This window comes from Methylobacterium longum (genome assembly GCF_022179385.1).
Classification (GTDB): domain Bacteria; phylum Pseudomonadota; class Alphaproteobacteria; order Rhizobiales; family Beijerinckiaceae; genus Methylobacterium; species Methylobacterium longum.
This window is the reverse complement of record NZ_BPQS01000013.1, coordinates 115892-131548: the sequence shown is the minus strand read 5'-3', so window position 1 is coordinate 131548 and position 15657 is coordinate 115892. Positions and strand designations below refer to the sequence as shown.

The following is a 15657-nucleotide window of genomic DNA, read 5'->3' as shown; positions in this document are numbered from 1 at the left end:
GGCGCGTTCGTGATCAACGCCGCCTCCAACGTCCCGGCCTTCTACAGCCCGGTCGGCCGCCGCTCCGACGAGTTCGCCGTCGTCCGCGCAGGCCTGAACTACAAGTTCGGCACCTTCTAGGATCACCTACCGGCGTGGCCTCCGCCGCGCCGGCGGCAACCGCGAGACGGGGAAGCCCGGCCATCAGGCCGGGCTTTTCGCTTTTCGGCACCCTGGGATGAAGTTTTCGCCATCGCCCCTGACAAAGCGTCGCCGCGCACCCATGTCGTGTCTGCCATGCGGCGCGTTCGGGCCCGCGGGTTAGATTCGAGGAGGACGACTCCATGAACAGCGAAGAACGCGACGTCATTTCGGGTATCTTCCAGCGCCTGGAGCAGGCGCAGACCCAGCCTCGGGATGCGGAAGCCGAGCGGTTCATCGCCGACAAGCTCCGCACGCAGCCCTACGCGCCCTACGCCATGGCACAGCTGATCTACGTGCAGGAGGAGGCCATCAAGAGCCTCAACCAGCAGCTTGAAGAGGCCCGTCGCCAGGGCGCGTCGGCGCAGTCGTCCGGTGGCGGCGGCGGGTTCCTGTCGAGCATCTTCGGCGGCGGCGGCAGCCAGCGCCAGGAGCCGCAGCCCGGCTACGGCCAGCAGCGGCCCGGTGGTCAGCCATGGGGCAATCAGGGCGGCGCGCCCCAGGGCTACCCGCAGCAGGGCTACCCCCAGCAGGGCGGCTATCCCCAGCAGGGCGGCTATCCGCAGCAGGGCGGACCGTGGGCCGGGCAGCAGGCGCCCGCCCGCGGCGGCGGCTTCATGGCGACCGCGCTGCCCATGGCGGCCGGCGCGGCGGGCGGCATGCTGCTCGGGAGCGCCCTCTCCAATGCCTTCGCGGGCGGCCATTCGAGCCTCGGCAGCGCCGCGGCGGCGGGCCTCGGCGGCGGCGGCGAGACGGTCGTCAACAACTACTACGGCGACGGCGGCGGCAACCAGGATCTCGGCTCGGCCCTCGATAACAGCGGCGGCGGCGGCGCCGATTTCGGCGGCCTGCAGGACGCCGGCTACAGCGATCCGGCCGGCGATTTCGGCGGCGACCTGGGCGGCGGCGACGACAGCGACTGGACCTGATCGTTCCCCGTCGCGATGACAGAGGCCCGGTCGCGCGCAGGCGCGGCCGGGCCTCGTCGTGTCGGGGGGGCGTGAGCGCGGCCGATCAGACCCGCGAGTCCCTCACAGAACCTCGACGCGCGTTCCCACAGGCACGCGCTCGTAGAGGTCGACCACGTCCTCGTTCATCATGCGGATGCAGCCCGACGAGACCGATTGGCCGATCGTATTGGGCTCGTTGGTGCCGTGGATGCGGTAGAGCGAGGAACCGAGGTACAGGGCCCGGGCGCCCAGCGGATTCTCGGGCCCGCCCGCCATGTGACGCGGCAGGTCCGGCCGGCGGGCCAGCATCTCCGCCGGCGGCATCCAGTCCGGCCACTCGGCCTTGCGGCTGACGGTCTTGAGGCCGCTCCACGCGAACCCCGGACGGCCGACGCCGATGCCGTAGCGGAGCGCCCGCTGGCCGGGCTGCACGAGGTAGAGGTGCTTGCCCGACGTGTCGATCACGATCGTCCCGGGCCTCTGCCGCCCGGTGAACGGCACCTCCTGCCTCTGGTACTCCGGCGCGACCGCGCGGGCGATCCGGTTCGGATCGGCCTGGGGCGCGCCGTAGGCCCCCGCCGCAGGCGCCCCATAAACAGGCTGCGGCACGCCGACGGCTTGGCCGGGCTCGGCCTCCACGGGTAGAAGGTCGCCCGAATAGGCCGCGACCCGAACCGGCGCCTCCACCCGCTGCGGGGTCGTGTAGGCCTGCGGAGCGGCATACCGCTGTGACGGTGCGTAACGCTGCGGCCAGCCCCGGCCGCCGTTGCCGGCGCTGCCGGTTACCAGATACTCGATCAGGCCGCCGCCGTAGCCGCCCTCAGCGTAGCGCGCCTGCTGGGCCTGCGCGGGTGCGCACGAGACGGCCGCCGCCAAGGCCGCCCCCAGACTGAAACGGACCGATCCCCGCATCGCAAGCTCCCGAATTGGGGCACGCGCCCCCGTCGCGAGGACGATCCCGCCGCATCTTGGCGAATCAGGTGAAGGAACGTGGTGAATCGGGCTGCTCAGGACGCCCCTCCCCGGCCGGGCGGCGGCAGCGTGAATCAGCGGTAAAGCGCCTGCCGGTGCATGTGGCGAGATCCCACGCTGCCGACGCGCTCTGCCCATTGGGGAGCTTGGCGGTCACGGTCCGCTAACCGATGTGGTAGAGAATTGCCGCGACGGAACACGAACGCCAACGCCCGGACGATGACCCAGAAGCGCTATCGCATCGAAGACAGCCTCGGGCTTCCCGGGACGCCGCCGCCACCGAGCGGTCCCGCCTCGAGCGAGCGACTTGAGGACATCTTCAGCGCCATCCAGGACCTGCGCCGCATCACGCAGAGGAGCGCCAGCGAGACGGTCGAGTCGTGCCGGCGCGAGCTGCACGAGGCTCTGGCCATGCGTTCCGAACTCGACCTGATGAAGGATGCGATCACCCGGACGAAGTCGGAACTGGCGACCCTCCACCGGACCGAGAACACCGGAAAAGGCATGCGGCGGGCGGCGGACGAACTCGACGCCGTGGTCGACTCGACCGAGCGCGCCACCACGCAGCTCCTCGGCGCGATCGAGGAGATCGAGAGCCATGCCGGGATGCTCAACGCCACGACGCTGCCGCCTGGCATGAAGCCGCATGTCGATGTCATTCTGGAGCGGGTCATCACGGCCTACGAGGCCTGCAATTTCCAGGACCTGACCGGTCAGCGGATCAACAAGATCGTCGGCGTGATGAAGTTCATTGAGGAACACCTCGACCGGCTGATCGCGACGTGGTCCGAGCTGGACAGCTTCAAGGATCTGATCGCCGTCATGCCGGTGCCGACGTCCCTGGATGACGAGAGCAGCCTGCTCAACGGGCCGAAGCTCGACCACGATATCGGCCACGTCGATCAGGACGACATCGACTCGCTGTTCGACTGAGCGCCACCGGCCCGTACGTACGGCGCGCATTTTTTGTCGGCCGCCCCGTCCCCCTGAGCGCGAGGAACGCTTAGATCTGCGGTATGAGCCGCAGAGCCCTGACCGACCTGCCCCCCGATACGTTCGACGACGGCCGCGACGCCGAGCGGGAGGATGCGGCCGACGAGCCGGAGATCGGGCTGTCGGTCGACGAGTCGCCGGAGATCGATTTCGACTTCGAGCCCGGCGCCGTGCAGGCCGGAACGGAGGTGATCCGCCGGTTCTGGTCGACGCTGCCGTCCTCACCCGGCGTCTACCGGATGTTCGATCACCGCGGCGACGTCCTCTACGTCGGCAAGGCCAAGAACCTGAAGGCCCGGGTGGGCTCCTACGCGCGGGGTCAGGCGCATTCGAACCGCATCGCCCGGATGATCTCGCAGACGGCGGCGATGGAATTCGTCACCACCGCGACCGAAACCGAGGCGCTGCTCCTCGAAGCCAACCTGATCAAGCAGCTCAAGCCCCGCTTCAACGTGCTGATGCGGGACGACAAGTCCTTCCCCTACATCCTGGTCACGGAGGACGGTCCCGCCCCGCAGATCGTCAAGCACCGGGGGGCGCGGCGGCGGAAGGGCAACTATTACGGCCCCTTCGCGAGCGTCTGGGCGGTGAACCGGACGGTGAACGCCCTGCAGCGCGCCTTCCTGCTGCGCACCTGCACCGACAGCTACTACGAGAACCGCACCCGGCCCTGCCTGCTCTTCCAGATCAAGCGCTGCTCCGGTCCCTGCACGGGCGAGATCGCCACGCAGGATTACGCCGCCATGGCGGATTCGGCCCGCGCCTTCCTGGCCGGCAAGTCGAACGCCGTGAAGGACCGGATGCGCACCGAGATGCAGGCGGCGTCCGAAGCGATGGAGTTCGAGCGTGCCGCCCGCTTCCGCGACCGGATCGCGGCGCTCTCGGCGATCCAGGGCGTGCAGGGCGTCAACACCCAGGGCGTCGAGGAGGCCGACGTGTTCGCCCTCGACGAGCAGGCCGGCCAGTTCTGCATCGAGGTGTTCTTCTTCCGGAATTTCCAGAACTGGGGCAACCGGGCCTATTTCCCTAAGGCCGACCGGACCATGTCGCCCGACGAGGTGCTCGGCTCGTTCATCGGACAATTCTACGACGACAAGCCGGCGCCGCGCACGGTCCTGACCAGCCACCTCGTCGAGGATGCGGAGCTGGTGGCCGCCGCGTTGTCGAGCCGGGTCGAGTACCGTGTGGAGATCCACCGCCCGAGCCGCGGCGAGCGGAAGAACCTCGTCGACTACGCCCAGCGCAACGCCAAGGAGGCCCTGGCCCGGCGGCTCGCCGACACCGCCTCCCAGGGCAAGCTGCTGACGGCCCTGGGACAGGCCTTCGGCCTCGACCGTACCCCCCGGCGGATCGAGGTCTACGACAATTCGCACATCTCCGGCACGAACGCGGTCGGCGGCATGATCGTCGCCGGCCCCACGGGCTTCATGAAGACGCATTACCGAACGTTCAACATCAAGTCGGAGGAGCTGACCCCCGGCGACGATTACGGGATGATGCGCGAGGTGCTGCAGCGGCGGTTCAAGCGGCTGGTGAAGGAGGTGCCCCGTACCCCGCAGGAGGCGACCGCCTCCGGCGAGGGTGGCGCGCAGGACCCGGCCCCGGCCGCGGCGGAGGACAGCGAGGCGTTCCCGGCTTGGCCGGACCTCGTGCTCGTCGACGGTGGCATGGGCCAGCTGGATGCCGCCCGGGCGGCGCTCGACGAGGTCGGCGTCTCGGGTGTGCCGCTGGTCGGCGTCGCCAAGGGGCGCGACCGGGATGCCGGGCGCGAGACGTTTTTCGTGCCGGGCCGGCCGGCCTTCAAGCTTCCGCCCCGGGACCCGACGCTCTACTTCGTGCAACGGCTCCGCGACGAGGCACACCGCTTCGCCATCGGGAGCCACCGGGCCAAGCGCAAGCGTGAGATGGTGAAGAATCCTTTGGACGAGATCGCCGGCATCGGCCCCAGCCGCAAGCGCGCGCTGCTGCACCACTTCGGGACCGTGAAGGCGATCGAGCGCGCCGCCTTCGAGGATCTGGCCAAGACGCCGGGCGTCAACGCCGCGACGGCGCGGGCGGTCTACGACTTCTTCCATGCCGGCGCCTGAAAATCCCGCCGCGATGGCGGAGCCCGGACCCGAGGCGTTGACGCACGCGCCGCGCTCTGATTTCACCCCCGCGATGAACGCCGTCCTCCCTCGACGACGGTCGCCGGCCTGGACGCTCGCGAATTGCCTGACCTACGGGCGCCTCGTTGCCGTGCCGGTGATGGTCGCACTGCTGTTCTGGCCCGAATCCCACACCGCCCGGTGGACGGCGCTGGGCGTGTTCGTCGCGGCTGCGATCACCGACTATCTCGACGGGTACGTGGCTCGTACCTACCATCAGAGTTCCGCGCTGGGCCGGATGCTCGACCCGATCGCCGACAAGCTCCTGGTCTCGGCCTGCCTGCTGATGCTGACGGCCGACCACACGATCATCGGGCCGAACATCTGGGCGGCGATCGTGATCCTGTGCCGCGAGGTGCTGGTCTCCGGCCTGCGCGAGTACCTGGCCGAGCTGAAGGTCGGCGTGCCGGTGAGCAAGATCGCCAAGTGGAAGACCACCGTGCAGCTTCTGTCACTGGGCTTCCTGGTCGCCGGCCCCGCGGGCGAGACGGTCCTGCCGGGGACCGAGCCGATCGGGATCACGCTGCTGTGGCTCGCCGCCGCCCTCACGCTCTGGACCGGCTGGGACTATATGCGGGCCGGGATCAAGCACGTCATCGACGACCCGCGCTGAACGCCTCAGTCGCGGGATGCGTGGTCCAGCCCCGAACCCGGTACGGTGACGCGATGAAGCTCGTCTATTTCGCCTGGGTCCGCGAGCGGATCGGCCGCGCCGAGGAAGATCTGGTCCTGCCGCCTGAGATCGCCACCGTGGCCGACCTCATCGATTGGCTGCGCGGGCGCGGCGAGGAATACGCCTACGCGTTCGAGGATCCCGGCGTAGTGCGGGCCGCGATCGATCGTGCCCACGCCAAGCCCGACGCCGTGATCGGGGACGCCCGCGAGGTCGCCTTCTTCCCGCCCATGACCGGCGGCTGAGCGGCGCGGAGGTCTGCGCACGTAGTCGGCCCGGCTTGAAACGGGCTGGATTCCGGGGTCACTGGCAGGCGTCGCTGCGGCTGAACCTCATGCCGAACGGCGCGCGGATCGAACCAAGTTCTTTTACGGGTTCGGTCCGCCATTTCGACCTGTCCACCGGCGGAACGCTCAAGCTGGGATCACGTTACTCGGTACCGAAACCGGTACTGGAGCCCACCATGCGCAAGTCGTTGCTCGCCACCGCCGCCCTGCTGAGCCTCTGCGCCGCCGCGCAGGCGCAGACCACCGTCATCGAGCGGGACCGTCCCGCCGTGGTCGTCGATCGCCCGGCCTCAGAGTCGAAGTCCGTGACCGTTCACGAGCACGGCGACGGCTGCGTCACCAAGACGGTGCGCAAGGAGAACGACATGGGCGACACCAAGACCGTGAAGAAGGAATCGTGCGACTGAGGCCGCTCCGGCGCGGCTGTCGCGACACAGATGCTGAATCCCACTTCGAGCCCGGTGTGAAAGTCCGCGCTCTTCGTGGGGTGCGGTTCAGCCGCCGCGAGGGCGTGGGCCGACGTCCCGCGCCGATCCCGGAGGCTTCCATCAGGACCGGGCGATCTGCGGTCGCCCGGTCCTCAGGTTCCCGATTGCAGTTCGCCTCCCCGCCGTCGACCGTCCTGCGGGCTGAACGTCAGGGATCGCGCAGCCGCTCACCGCCAGCCGGCATCGACGAAATAGCCGTGGCCGGTGCACATGCGCGCGTCGTCCGAGGCCAGGAACAGGACCAGAGCGGCGACGTCGGCCGGCTGGATCCGGCGATCCAGGCATTGCGCCCGGAGGATCTCGGCCTCTCCCTCCCGCGTGTACCACTTCTCCTGACGCGGGGTCTGGACGTTGCCGGGCAGGATCGAGGCCACCCGGATCCCGTCGCGCCCCAGGTCACGGGCCAGGGCCCGGCTCATCCCCTCGATGCCCGCCTTGGCGGTCTGGTAGATCGCTAGGTCCTTCAAGCCAAGATGCCAGCTGATCGAGCCGAAGTTCAGGATGACGCCGCCGCCGGCCCGTCGCATCGCCGGCACCGCGGCCTGGGCGGCGAAGAAGAGGTGGCGCAGGTTCACCGCGATCCGTTCGTCCCAGAAGTCCGGCGTGATCTCCTCCACGGTGTGGCGATCGTCGTTGCCGGCGTTGTTGACGAGCACGTCCAGACCGCCGAGCGCCGCTTCGCTCTCGGTCACGAGAGCGCGGACCGCCGCCACCTCGGTGAGGTCACAGCGCCGGTGAAGGGGCGCTGCCGCCGCGCCGGGCGACAGCCGCGCGACCAGGGCGGCCGCAGCGTCGTCCGCGATATCGCCGAACAGGACGCGTGCGCCCTGAGCCACGAACGCCTCGACCAGGGCTGCGCCGATGCCGGATGCGCCCCCCGTGATCAGCACCCGCTTGCCTGAGAGGCTCGGATAGATCGCACGGTTCGCCCATGCAGACGCCATGGGAGCTCCCTCCGACGCGGCCCCGAGGGCCGGATTGTCTGAGTTTTACCACGTTGCGTTCGACGCGCAACGCGCTGCGTCGGGCCGGGGATTGGCGAAACGTTAACGTTTGGCGAATGAGATCGCAGCGCCTTCTAGAAAGGAGCACGCATGCCCCTGCGCCTCGAACTCAAGCCCTACGAGCGGTTGATCATCAACGGCGCCCTACTGCGTAACGGCGACCGTCGCTCGACCTTTCTGATCGAGACGCAATGCAAGTTCCTCCGCGAGAGCGAGATCATCACGGAGACCGAGGCCGACACGGCCTGCAAGCAGCTTCACCTGACGCTGACGGTGATCTACCTCGCCGATGACCCGGCGCAGGGCATCGACCTGTTCTTCCGTCAAGCCACCGACCTAATTCGGGTGGCGCCCGCGGCGGCCCCCCAGGTGGCCGCCATCGCCGGCGCCGTCGAGGCCGGCGAGTTCTACAAGGCGCTCAAGCTGAGCCGGAAGCTCGTCGAGTGGGAAGGCGCAGGCGCAAACCCGCCCGATGGCGATACGGCGGCTCCGTGAGCGCCGGCCGGGTTCAGCCCGGGTTGCCCTGCAGTCCGGCCGCGACGTGGTTGTTGATCGACACGAGCGACGCGATCTTCTCCGGGGTCGGCGCGATCATCGCGTCGACGCAGGTGCGCAGGACGAACACGCCCAGGCGACCGACGCCCTGCTTGACGTCGGCGGGGAGCGGGTTCTCGTCGGCCGTCGCTTCGGAGCTCAGCAGCGTCCACACGCGCTGATTGTAAGACAAGGCCTCGTTGAGGCGACTGGTCTCACCGGAGGCGAGTCCTTGGCTGGCGCCGATCAGGCGTTGTGCCGCCTTGATCAGGAGCGCGGACTCGGCCTCGCGTGGCGTCAGCGCGCTGTGCGCGGTCTTGGCGTAGGCGTTGGCGGCGTTGTTCATCGGTGATCCACCCCCGGCATCTGACACGCCTGCAACGCAGGCTTGCGCGTAGCTGTCGCAGAGCAGGAGTTAAAACCGCGTGAGCGTCAGATCCGCCATGATCCCGCCGGGTTGGACGACGACGACAACTTCGGGCCTCAAGGACACGGCCCCGGACCGGGCCACCGATGCTGAACTTCTTTCTCGGAACCGTTGCCGGCGGCCTGATCGCCTGCGTGCTGACCATCACGGCAGCGCGCCACCCTGAGATTCAGGCGCGGTTGGGCTTCAAACCGACATCGGCGCCCACGACCCTCGCGGCCGTGACGAAACCCGCCGAGCCCGATTGCAGCCGGCGGGCGGAGCCGGCCCCGCGGGTCGGCACGCAGGACATGCTGTTCAACCGCCAGCGGTTCTGGTCGGTCGCACCGTGATCACGGTGTCCCGATCAGAGCGCGCCGAGGAGCACGAGCAGCATCGTCGTGGCGACGGTGGTGCTGACGAAGCCGCACAGGGCCGCCGCGAAGGACGGACCGGTGTGTCCGGCGGTTGCGGACGGGAGCTCATTGGAAAGCGTGGCAGGAATCATCGGCGCAGAACCTTATCGGCGACGTGAGTCGCGCATGTCGGGATGATGAGATCGGGCAGGGCTGCCCGAGGTGCGGTGGCGCACCCGGTCAGTCGCAGCGGTTGATTTTCTTGGCGATCCGCAGGCCGCGCAGCTCGCTGCGGAGGTCGATCGCGACCACGCCCTCCCCGCATCGCTCGAAGGCGTCGCGGGCATCGTCGTAGCGGTCGCCCACCTCGTCGAGCGTGTCGCAGACACGGTCGTGGTTGCCCAGTCGGGCCTCCTCGCGCGCCTGGAACCGGAGCGCATTGGCCTCGTCGATCTTGCGTTGAGCCTCCAGGCAGGACGGCAGGGCCAGCGCCGACGTGGTCACGAAGAGGCCGGTCAGGATGCCGGCGAAGCCGGCAGCGAGGCGGCTGGGAGTGGCCGAACTGGCACTCACGGGATTACTCACTGAACACGTTGTGGAGGCAGGTCCGGGTCGGGACTGCCGGGTTGCTCGGGCTGGCTCTTGTCCACCCCGTCTCTGTCCGCTGAAACGGTGAAGCTGACGTGAAGGTTCCGGTCCGGATCAGCTCTTCCGGCGCCGGCGTGAAGCGAGAATCGCGGAGAGCGGAACGGGCGCCGGCCCCATCGGATCGACGCCGACATCGTACTGTTTCGGCATCGGCGTGAGCTTGCCGTGGCTGTGGCCGTGCAGGTTGAGGGCGCCCCGGCTCATCCCGTTCCACGTGCGGAACGCGTAGTGGCAGAGCACGACCATCCGTCCCTCGACCGGAAATTCCGCGTAGTGGCGGACGGAGGCCCATCCGGGCGCCGCGAGGGTCTCCGGCCCGTCGTTGTTACCGACGATCAGGTGCTTCTCGCCGTTGAGGGCGTCGAGGATCTCGCGGATCCGCGCACCGCCCGGGCCGAGGGCGAAGTCGCCGAGGTGCCAGACGGTGTCGTCCGGCGCCACCGCGGCGTTCCAGGCCGCGATCAGGCCGGCATCGTGGGCGGCGAGGTCCGGATAGGGACGGTGGTCGAAGCGCAGCGCCCGCTGGTCACCGAAATGCGTGTCGCCCGTGAAGTAGATGGTCACCTGCCGGCTCCGCCGAGGCCCGCCGATCCGGCGTACAGGCGCCGAAGCGCTCCGTGCGCGCGCGGGTTCCCGCGCCGCTGTGATCGGCGCACGCGTTGACGGCCCGCGCCGCAGGCGCGAAGCCTCCGGCGCGGGCCGAACGACGGGGATGGATTCATGCTGGGGAATGTGGGCTTCGCGTTCCTGGCCGGGCTCCTGTCGGTGCTCTCGCCCTGCGTGCTTCCGCTGGTGCCGATCGTCCTCGGGACGGCGGCCTCGGAGCATCGGCTCGGCCCCGTGGCGCTGGCAGCCGGCCTCGCCCTCTCGTTCACGGCGATCGGCCTGTTCGTGGCGACGATCGGTTTCGCGATAGGGCTCGACGGCGACGTGTTCCGGCGCGCCGGTGCGGTCCTTCTGATGATCCTCGGTTTCGTTCTGATGCTGCCGCGGCTCCAGGCCCGGGTTGCGACCGCCGCCGGACCGGTGGGCTCCTGGGCCGAGGAGCGCTTCGGCGGCTTCGGTTCGGCCGGTCTGCCGGGCCAGTTCCTCGTGGGCGTGCTGCTGGGAGCGGCGTGGAGCCCCTGCGTGGGCCCGACCCTCGGGGCCGCCTCGCTGATGGCGGCGCGGGGCGAGAACCTCGGGAGCGTGGCGGTCACGATGCTCGCCTTCGGGATCGGGGCAGCCCTGCCGCTGGTGCTGCTCGGCTTCGCCTCCCGCGAGGCCCTGCTCCGCTGGCGCGGACATCTGGCGACGGTGGGCCGGAGCGTGAAGGCCGGCCTCGGCGCGTTGATGGTCGTGCTCGGCGTTCTGGTCCTGACGGGGCTGGACAAGCGCGCGGAGGCTGCCTTCGTCTCGGCCTCGCCGGACTGGCTCAACGCCGTGACGACGCGCTACTGAGGATCGGTGCGGGCGACGGTCCGCGGCAGACGGATTGGAGCCCCGCGATGACCGAGATCCCCCGCCTGACCAGCCTCGCCCACGGCGGAGGATGCGGCTGCAAGCTCGACCCGGCGACGCTGCGCCAGCTCCTCGCCGCACAGCCGGTCGCCGGTCCGTTCGAGCGGCTGCTCGTCGGCAACGAGACCTCCGACGACGCCGCGGTCTGGGAGCTCGACGACGGGACCTGCGTGATCGCCACCACGGATTTCTTCACGCCGATGGTGGACGATCCCGTCGATTTCGGCCGGATCGCGGCGACGAACGCCATCTCGGACGTCTACGCCATGGGCGGCCGGCCGCTCCTGGCGCTGGCGATCCTCGGCATGCCGGTCGGCAAGATCGCCCCCGAGATGGTCGCGCAGATTTTGCGGGGCGGCGCGGAGAAGTGCGCCGAAGCGGGGATTCCAGTGGCCGGCGGCCACTCGATCGACGCGCCGGAACCGATCTACGGGCTCGCGGTGATCGGCACCTGCCGCCGGGAGGCGGTGCGGCGCAACGCCGACGCCCTGGCGGGAGACGCCGTGATCCTGACGAAGGCGCTGGGGGTCGGCGTCTACTCGGCGGCGATCAAGCACGCAGCCCTCGACCCGTCCGGCTACGGCGACTTCATCGCCACCACCACCCTGCTCAACCGGATCGGCCCGGAACTCGCCGGCGAGCCCGCCGTGCACGCCCTGACCGACGTGACCGGCTTCGGCATCCTCGGCCACGGCCTCGAACTCGCCCGTGGCGCCGGGCTGACGCTCGCCCTTGACGCCGACGCGCTGCCGCTGCTGCCCCGGGCGGAGGCACTGGTCCAGGAAGGCTTCGTCACGGGGGCCTCGCACCGCAACTGGGCGGCCTTTGGCGGCGACGTCGATCTGCCCGACGGCTTTTCCGACTGGCGCCGCCACCTCCTCACCGATCCGCAGACCTCCGGCGGCCTGCTCGTCACCTGCGCGGCGGACCGGGCGGACGCGATCCTGCAGCGCATCCGCGCGTCCGGCTACCTGTCGGCCGCCCGGATCGGGCGAATGGAAGCGGGTCCGGCGCGCATCCGCGTGCACGTCTGATCGGGCGAGACAGGTCGAAGCACGTTTCGGGCGCGGTCGCCGGCAGCCTGCCGCCGGGCGCCTCGGTCCGGCCGGCCCTCGCAAGGGTGAAAGGAACGACCGTCTCGAGGGCGACCCTCCCCCGTGGACCGCGCCGTGCGACGCTCCATCGCGTCATCGCGCGGTGCCCCGGGGCGGGGCGACGCCAGAGAACGCGGCGCCGCTGGGTTCCTTCGCCCTGCACGCCAGGACGGCGGCAGAAGCTTGAGGCCGAGGTGTCAGCCCGGGAGGGTGGCGCCACCGAGAGGCAATCTTCAACATTCGCGTCCAGGCTCGACGCCAGCACGATGCCCCATACGCCGCCGATATCGCCGTGACCGAAGCCACCGCCCCGCCGAGCCCCGCCCACGGCATCGATGCTTGGCCGTTCGGACCGGCCACTGGCCTCCCCCGTCCCGCCTCGCTCCCCGACGGGCAGCCCTGGCCGCGGATCCGCGTCGTCACCGCGGCCGATGATGGTGCCGACCTCTCCGGGACCGTCGCCTCGGTCCTGCGTCAGGGCTACCCGGAAGCCCGGCACGATGTCCTGGCTCGCCGAACCGGCGGCGCGGCATTCGCGGAGCTGCTCACCGACCCGGGCATCGACCACCTGCTCTGGCTCCGCGCGGGCGACCTCCTCGCCCCGGGGGCGCTGACCGCCCTGGCGCTGGAGGCGGCCCTGACCGGCGCCTCCGCCGTCGCCGGGCTGCGGGTCCTGTTCGACGACGCGGTCCGTGCCCTGGATGCTCCGGCAGCGGCGGAAGCGTCGGTCGGCACGCCGTTCACGGGCGGCGAGATCCTCTGGAGCCGGGCGGCACTCGACGCGGGGACGCGCACCGGTCCCGACGGAATGCCGGATGCGGCGGCTTGGTCGGCGCTCCCCGAGGATCACCGTGTGCGCATCGGCCGGCCGGTGCTGCTCCAGAGGCTGACCGCGACGCCGAGGCCGCAGCCGGCGGGCCTGTCGATCGTCTCGCTCACCGGCCTCGGCACGCAGGGGGGCGCCGGCGTCGCGCAGCGCCGGCTCGCGGAGGCGCTGGCACTCGCGGGCCATCGCGTCACCGACATCGCCCTGAGCACGCGTCCCGAGGCGGCCGAGTGGACCGACAGCTTCCCCCGGGCCGAGGCGGCGATCGCGTCGGCCGCACCCGACCTCGTTCTCGCCGGAAACCTCCACGGCGCGACCCGAAGCCTCGACGTCGTCGGCCGCCTCGCCCGCCGGGGGCCGGTCGCCCTCGTCCTGCACGACCTGTTCCCGCTCACGGGCCGGTGCTGCCATCCCCGTGACTGCGGCCGCGCGAAGATCGGCTGCGATGCCGCCTGCCCCGGCCCGGACGAATATCCGGAGCTGGCTCCGGGCCGGATCGCCGACATGCATGTCCGCAAGCGCGCGGCCCTGGCGGGTCCAGAGGGCCCGTGGCTGCTCGCCAATTCCGACTGGACCCTTGCACGCGCCCGGGACCTCGCGCCAACCGGCGCCGCGGCGGAGCGGATCCAGCTGGCCTTCCCGACCGGCGTGTTCCGGCCGGGTGACCGTGCAGCCCTGCGCCGCCGGCTCGGTCTGCCGGACGACGCCGTGCTGATCCTGGTCTCGGCCGTGATCGTCGACGGCCCCGACAAAGGCTTTCCGGACCTGCGGGCCGCGCTCCAGGCCGTGGCGCGGCCGGGCGTCGCCGTGGTGGCGATCGGCCGCCTCGACGATCCGGCCCGGCTCGGCGTCCCGGCGCTGTTCGCGCCGGGTCTGATCGCCGACGAGGAGACTCTGGCCGCCTGGTACGGGGCCTGCGATCTCCACGTCACGGCAAGCCGTCACGAAACCCTGGGCCAGACCCCCATCGAGGCGGGCCTCTGCGGCGTGCCGACCCTGGCCTACCGCACCTCCGGGCTGACCTCCGCGGTGATCGACGGCGTGTCCGGCCGCCTCGTGCCGGTGCGGCCGGGTGCCCTCGCCGAGGCCTTGGTGGATCTGGTCGCGGACGCGGAGGCGCGAGCGCGTCTGGGCGCCTTCGCGCGGATCGCCCTGGAGAGTCGCTACAGCCCGGCCGCCGCCGCCCTGTCGCTGGACGCGATCTTCCGGAGCCACGGGCTGCGGGACGCATCGGCACGGCTCGCCTTCGCGCCGGCGATGCTCGGCCACTTCCCCTTCGCGTCCCGGCGGCAGCGGGGGGCGGCCGGCACGGTCCCGGCGGCTTCGCGGCCGCTGGTGCGCCGGCTGCGGCGCGCCAAGCAGATGGTCCTCGGGCGCCGGATGCCGCTCTTCGTCCGCCGCTGCCTGTACCTCGCGGGGCGATTGCGGCGGAGCGCCCGGTGACGGAAGCGACGCGGCGCGCCGCACCCCGGAGAATCTACATCGACCAGACGCATCTGCGCGGGCACGTGACCGGGATCGAGCGGGTCACCCTGGACCTGTTCGCGCCGGACAGCTTGGGACCACACGAGATCCGGCCGGTCGCCAGTGGGTCGCTGCCCGGCATGATCGCCACCCAGCAGGTGGGTCTACCGCTGCGCACTGTGCTGGACCGGGACGCGCTCTTCCTCTTCCCCGGCTTTCCACCGGGACCGCTCTGCGCCGTCGCGGCGGCGCGATGCCTCCTCTACGTCCACGACACGTTCCTGCTCACCCGGAAGGAGGATCTGAGCCTGCGCAGCCGGCTCTACATGAGCCCGAGCTTCGCCCTGGCTCTGCGCTGGTGCCCGAACCTGTTCGTCAACAGCCGCACCACCGGCGAGGCCGTGCGCGCGGTCTGCGCCAGGAGCGCTCGGGTCGCCCTGCTGCGACCGGCCGTGCGCGATGCGTTCGGCCTCGGCGGCCTGACTGGGCCGGCCTCCTACGAGGCCGGAACGACGCTGCGGCTCCTCGCCATCGGGACGATCGAGCCGCGCAAGAACTACCCGGCGGCCCTCGCCCTGACGGCGGCGCTGAACCGGGCCGGCGTCCCGGCCGAGCTGCACCTCGTGGGCCGGGTCGGCTGGGGCCGGCACGATTTCCTGCAGGATCCACCCACCTTCCTGCACCGGCACGGCTACCTGCCCGATGCCGGGCTGCGCAGCCTCGCCGCCTCGTGCCACCTGCTGCTCTGCACCTCGAAGGCGGAGGGGCTCGGCCTGCCGCTCCTGGAGGTACAGCATGGCGGCCTGCCGGTTGCGGCGCCGGACGATCCCGTATTCCGGGAGGTCCTGGGCGCCTCGGGCCTGCTGATCCGGCCGGAGGATCCGGAGGCCGCCGCCCGGATCCTGGCTGCCTGGATCGCGGCCGGCGGCCTGTCGCGGGCAGCCCGGGCCAGCCGGGGCAACGTCGCGCGCTGGAACGCGGCGGCGGACGCGGACGCGGGGCGCTTCCGCCGGTTTCTCACGGGCGACGGGGCGGCCTACGACGCCGCGGAGTCGGTCGTCCGGCCGCACGCGCCCGTGTGAGACCAGGCACGCGGTCCGAGGCGGAAGCGTGGCTGTTCCTACCTAAGAGCCGA

General features: G+C 70.9%; 18 protein-coding genes and 1 pseudogene. 13 read left to right on the top strand and 6 right to left on the bottom strand.

The window, feature by feature from the left end; all coding sequences use genetic code 11:
- Positions 1-120, top strand: a pseudogene (locus MFF58_RS14335) (porin family protein); the annotation flags it as partial.
- A 203-nt stretch (positions 121-323) separates the two neighbouring features.
- On the top strand, positions 324-1109 hold the full coding sequence (locus MFF58_RS14330) for a DUF2076 domain-containing protein (protein ID WP_238289052.1): 786 nt from the start codon (positions 324-326) through the stop codon (positions 1107-1109).
- Positions 1110-1211: 102 nt separating this feature from the next.
- Here MFF58_RS14330 and MFF58_RS14325 read toward each other — a convergent pair whose 3' ends face one another.
- A complete protein-coding gene (locus MFF58_RS14325; RefSeq protein WP_238289050.1) occupies positions 1212-2042 on the bottom strand; it encodes a L,D-transpeptidase in 831 nt (276 codons plus the stop codon).
- Between the two features lie 279 nt (positions 2043-2321).
- On the opposite strand from MFF58_RS14325, the gene MFF58_RS14320 reads away from it, so the two are divergent.
- The 5 genes from MFF58_RS14320 (at position 2322) to MFF58_RS14300 (ending at position 6609) form a co-directional block, all read left to right on the top strand.
- Positions 2322-3035 (top strand): protein phosphatase CheZ, encoded by a 714-nt coding sequence (locus MFF58_RS14320; RefSeq protein WP_238289048.1) that lies wholly within the window; start codon positions 2322-2324, stop codon positions 3033-3035.
- Positions 3036-3118: 83 nt separating this feature from the next.
- Entirely contained in the window at positions 3119-5182 is a 2064-nt protein-coding gene (gene uvrC, locus MFF58_RS14315; protein ID WP_238289046.1) for an excinuclease ABC subunit UvrC, read from the top strand.
- A gap of 73 nt (positions 5183-5255) precedes the next feature.
- Positions 5256-5855: a CDP-diacylglycerol--glycerol-3-phosphate 3-phosphatidyltransferase gene (gene pgsA / locus MFF58_RS14310; RefSeq protein WP_238289066.1), complete on the top strand. Its 600-nt coding sequence runs from the start codon at positions 5256-5258 to the stop codon at positions 5853-5855.
- A 53-nt stretch (positions 5856-5908) separates the two neighbouring features.
- On the top strand, positions 5909-6160 hold the full coding sequence (gene moaD / locus MFF58_RS14305) for a molybdopterin converting factor subunit 1 (RefSeq protein ID WP_238289043.1): 252 nt from the start codon (positions 5909-5911) through the stop codon (positions 6158-6160).
- Between the two features lie 218 nt (positions 6161-6378).
- The gene (locus tag MFF58_RS14300) at positions 6379-6609 is read left to right on the top strand and encodes a hypothetical protein (RefSeq protein ID WP_238289042.1); all 231 of its coding nucleotides are present in this window, start codon (positions 6379-6381) and stop codon (positions 6607-6609) included.
- 248 nt (positions 6610-6857) lie between these two features.
- Here MFF58_RS14300 and xylB read toward each other — a convergent pair whose 3' ends face one another.
- Entirely contained in the window at positions 6858-7634 is a 777-nt protein-coding gene (xylB, locus tag MFF58_RS14295; protein WP_238289040.1) for a D-xylose 1-dehydrogenase, read from the bottom strand.
- A gap of 150 nt (positions 7635-7784) precedes the next feature.
- Between xylB and MFF58_RS14290 the strand changes: the two genes are divergently transcribed.
- Entirely contained in the window at positions 7785-8189 is a 405-nt protein-coding gene (locus MFF58_RS14290) for a flagellar biosynthesis repressor FlbT (RefSeq protein WP_238289038.1), read from the top strand.
- 13 nt (positions 8190-8202) lie between these two features.
- Here the strand turns inward: MFF58_RS14290 and flaF are convergent, their stop codons facing one another.
- Positions 8203-8574, bottom strand: coding sequence for a flagellar biosynthesis regulator FlaF (gene flaF / locus MFF58_RS14285; RefSeq protein WP_238289036.1), 372 nt, complete (start codon positions 8572-8574; stop codon positions 8203-8205).
- A gap of 167 nt (positions 8575-8741) precedes the next feature.
- Here flaF and MFF58_RS14280 point away from each other — a divergent pair, with 167 nt between their 5' ends.
- Positions 8742-8987, top strand: coding sequence for a hypothetical protein (locus MFF58_RS14280; protein WP_238289034.1), 246 nt, complete (start codon positions 8742-8744; stop codon positions 8985-8987).
- A gap of 14 nt (positions 8988-9001) precedes the next feature.
- Here the strand turns inward: MFF58_RS14280 and MFF58_RS14275 are convergent, their stop codons facing one another.
- The 3 genes from MFF58_RS14275 to MFF58_RS14265 form a co-directional block, all read right to left on the bottom strand.
- On the bottom strand, positions 9002-9142 hold the full coding sequence (locus MFF58_RS14275; protein WP_238289032.1) for a hypothetical protein: 141 nt from the start codon (positions 9140-9142) through the stop codon (positions 9002-9004).
- Between the two features lie 88 nt (positions 9143-9230).
- Positions 9231-9563, bottom strand: coding sequence for a hypothetical protein (locus tag MFF58_RS14270; protein WP_238289030.1), 333 nt, complete (start codon positions 9561-9563; stop codon positions 9231-9233).
- Between the two features lie 129 nt (positions 9564-9692).
- Entirely contained in the window at positions 9693-10202 is a 510-nt protein-coding gene (locus tag MFF58_RS14265) for a metallophosphoesterase (protein WP_238289028.1), read from the bottom strand.
- A 156-nt stretch (positions 10203-10358) separates the two neighbouring features.
- Here MFF58_RS14265 and MFF58_RS14260 point away from each other — a divergent pair, with 156 nt between their 5' ends.
- The 4 genes from MFF58_RS14260 to MFF58_RS14245 all read left to right on the top strand — a co-directional run bounded on the left by MFF58_RS14260 (position 10359) and on the right by MFF58_RS14245 (position 15604).
- Positions 10359-11078: a cytochrome c biogenesis CcdA family protein gene (locus MFF58_RS14260; protein ID WP_238289026.1), complete on the top strand. Its 720-nt coding sequence runs from the start codon at positions 10359-10361 to the stop codon at positions 11076-11078.
- A gap of 47 nt (positions 11079-11125) precedes the next feature.
- Positions 11126-12172: a selenide, water dikinase SelD gene (gene selD, locus MFF58_RS14255; RefSeq protein WP_238289024.1), complete on the top strand. Its 1047-nt coding sequence runs from the start codon at positions 11126-11128 to the stop codon at positions 12170-12172.
- A gap of 352 nt (positions 12173-12524) precedes the next feature.
- Entirely contained in the window at positions 12525-14501 is a 1977-nt protein-coding gene (locus MFF58_RS14250; RefSeq protein WP_238289023.1) for a glycosyltransferase, read from the top strand.
- Complete coding sequence (locus MFF58_RS14245) at positions 14498-15604, top strand: glycosyltransferase (RefSeq protein WP_238289022.1); 1107 nt, start codon at positions 14498-14500, stop codon at positions 15602-15604. Before MFF58_RS14250 ends, MFF58_RS14245 begins: the two co-directional genes overlap by 4 nt.
- Positions 15605-15657 lie beyond the last annotated feature (53 nt).

Excerpts from the sequence above, each read along its gene's own strand:
- pgsA (WP_238289066.1), top strand. The coding sequence starts at position 5,256 with ATGAACGCCGTCCTCCCTCGACGACGGTCGCCGGCCTGGACGCTCGCG.
- MFF58_RS14275 (WP_238289032.1), bottom strand. The coding sequence starts at position 9,142 with ATGATTCCTGCCACGCTTTCCAATGAGCTCCCGTCCGCAACCGCCGGA.
- MFF58_RS14300 (WP_238289042.1), top strand. The coding sequence starts at position 6,379 with ATGCGCAAGTCGTTGCTCGCCACCGCCGCCCTGCTGAGCCTCTGCGCC.
- MFF58_RS14330 (WP_238289052.1), top strand. The coding sequence starts at position 324 with ATGAACAGCGAAGAACGCGACGTCATTTCGGGTATCTTCCAGCGCCTG.
- uvrC (WP_238289046.1), top strand. The coding sequence starts at position 3,119 with ATGAGCCGCAGAGCCCTGACCGACCTGCCCCCCGATACGTTCGACGAC.
- selD (WP_238289024.1), top strand. The coding sequence starts at position 11,126 with ATGACCGAGATCCCCCGCCTGACCAGCCTCGCCCACGGCGGAGGATGC.
- flaF (WP_238289036.1), bottom strand. The coding sequence starts at position 8,574 with ATGAACAACGCCGCCAACGCCTACGCCAAGACCGCGCACAGCGCGCTG.
- MFF58_RS14325 (WP_238289050.1), bottom strand. The coding sequence starts at position 2,042 with ATGCGGGGATCGGTCCGTTTCAGTCTGGGGGCGGCCTTGGCGGCGGCC.
- MFF58_RS14280 (WP_238289034.1), top strand. The coding sequence starts at position 8,742 with ATGCTGAACTTCTTTCTCGGAACCGTTGCCGGCGGCCTGATCGCCTGC.
- moaD (WP_238289043.1), top strand. The coding sequence starts at position 5,909 with ATGAAGCTCGTCTATTTCGCCTGGGTCCGCGAGCGGATCGGCCGCGCC.
- MFF58_RS14260 (WP_238289026.1), top strand. The coding sequence starts at position 10,359 with ATGCTGGGGAATGTGGGCTTCGCGTTCCTGGCCGGGCTCCTGTCGGTG.
- xylB (WP_238289040.1), bottom strand. The coding sequence starts at position 7,634 with ATGGCGTCTGCATGGGCGAACCGTGCGATCTATCCGAGCCTCTCAGGC.
- MFF58_RS14290 (WP_238289038.1), top strand. The coding sequence starts at position 7,785 with ATGCCCCTGCGCCTCGAACTCAAGCCCTACGAGCGGTTGATCATCAAC.
- MFF58_RS14320 (WP_238289048.1), top strand. The coding sequence starts at position 2,322 with ATGACCCAGAAGCGCTATCGCATCGAAGACAGCCTCGGGCTTCCCGGG.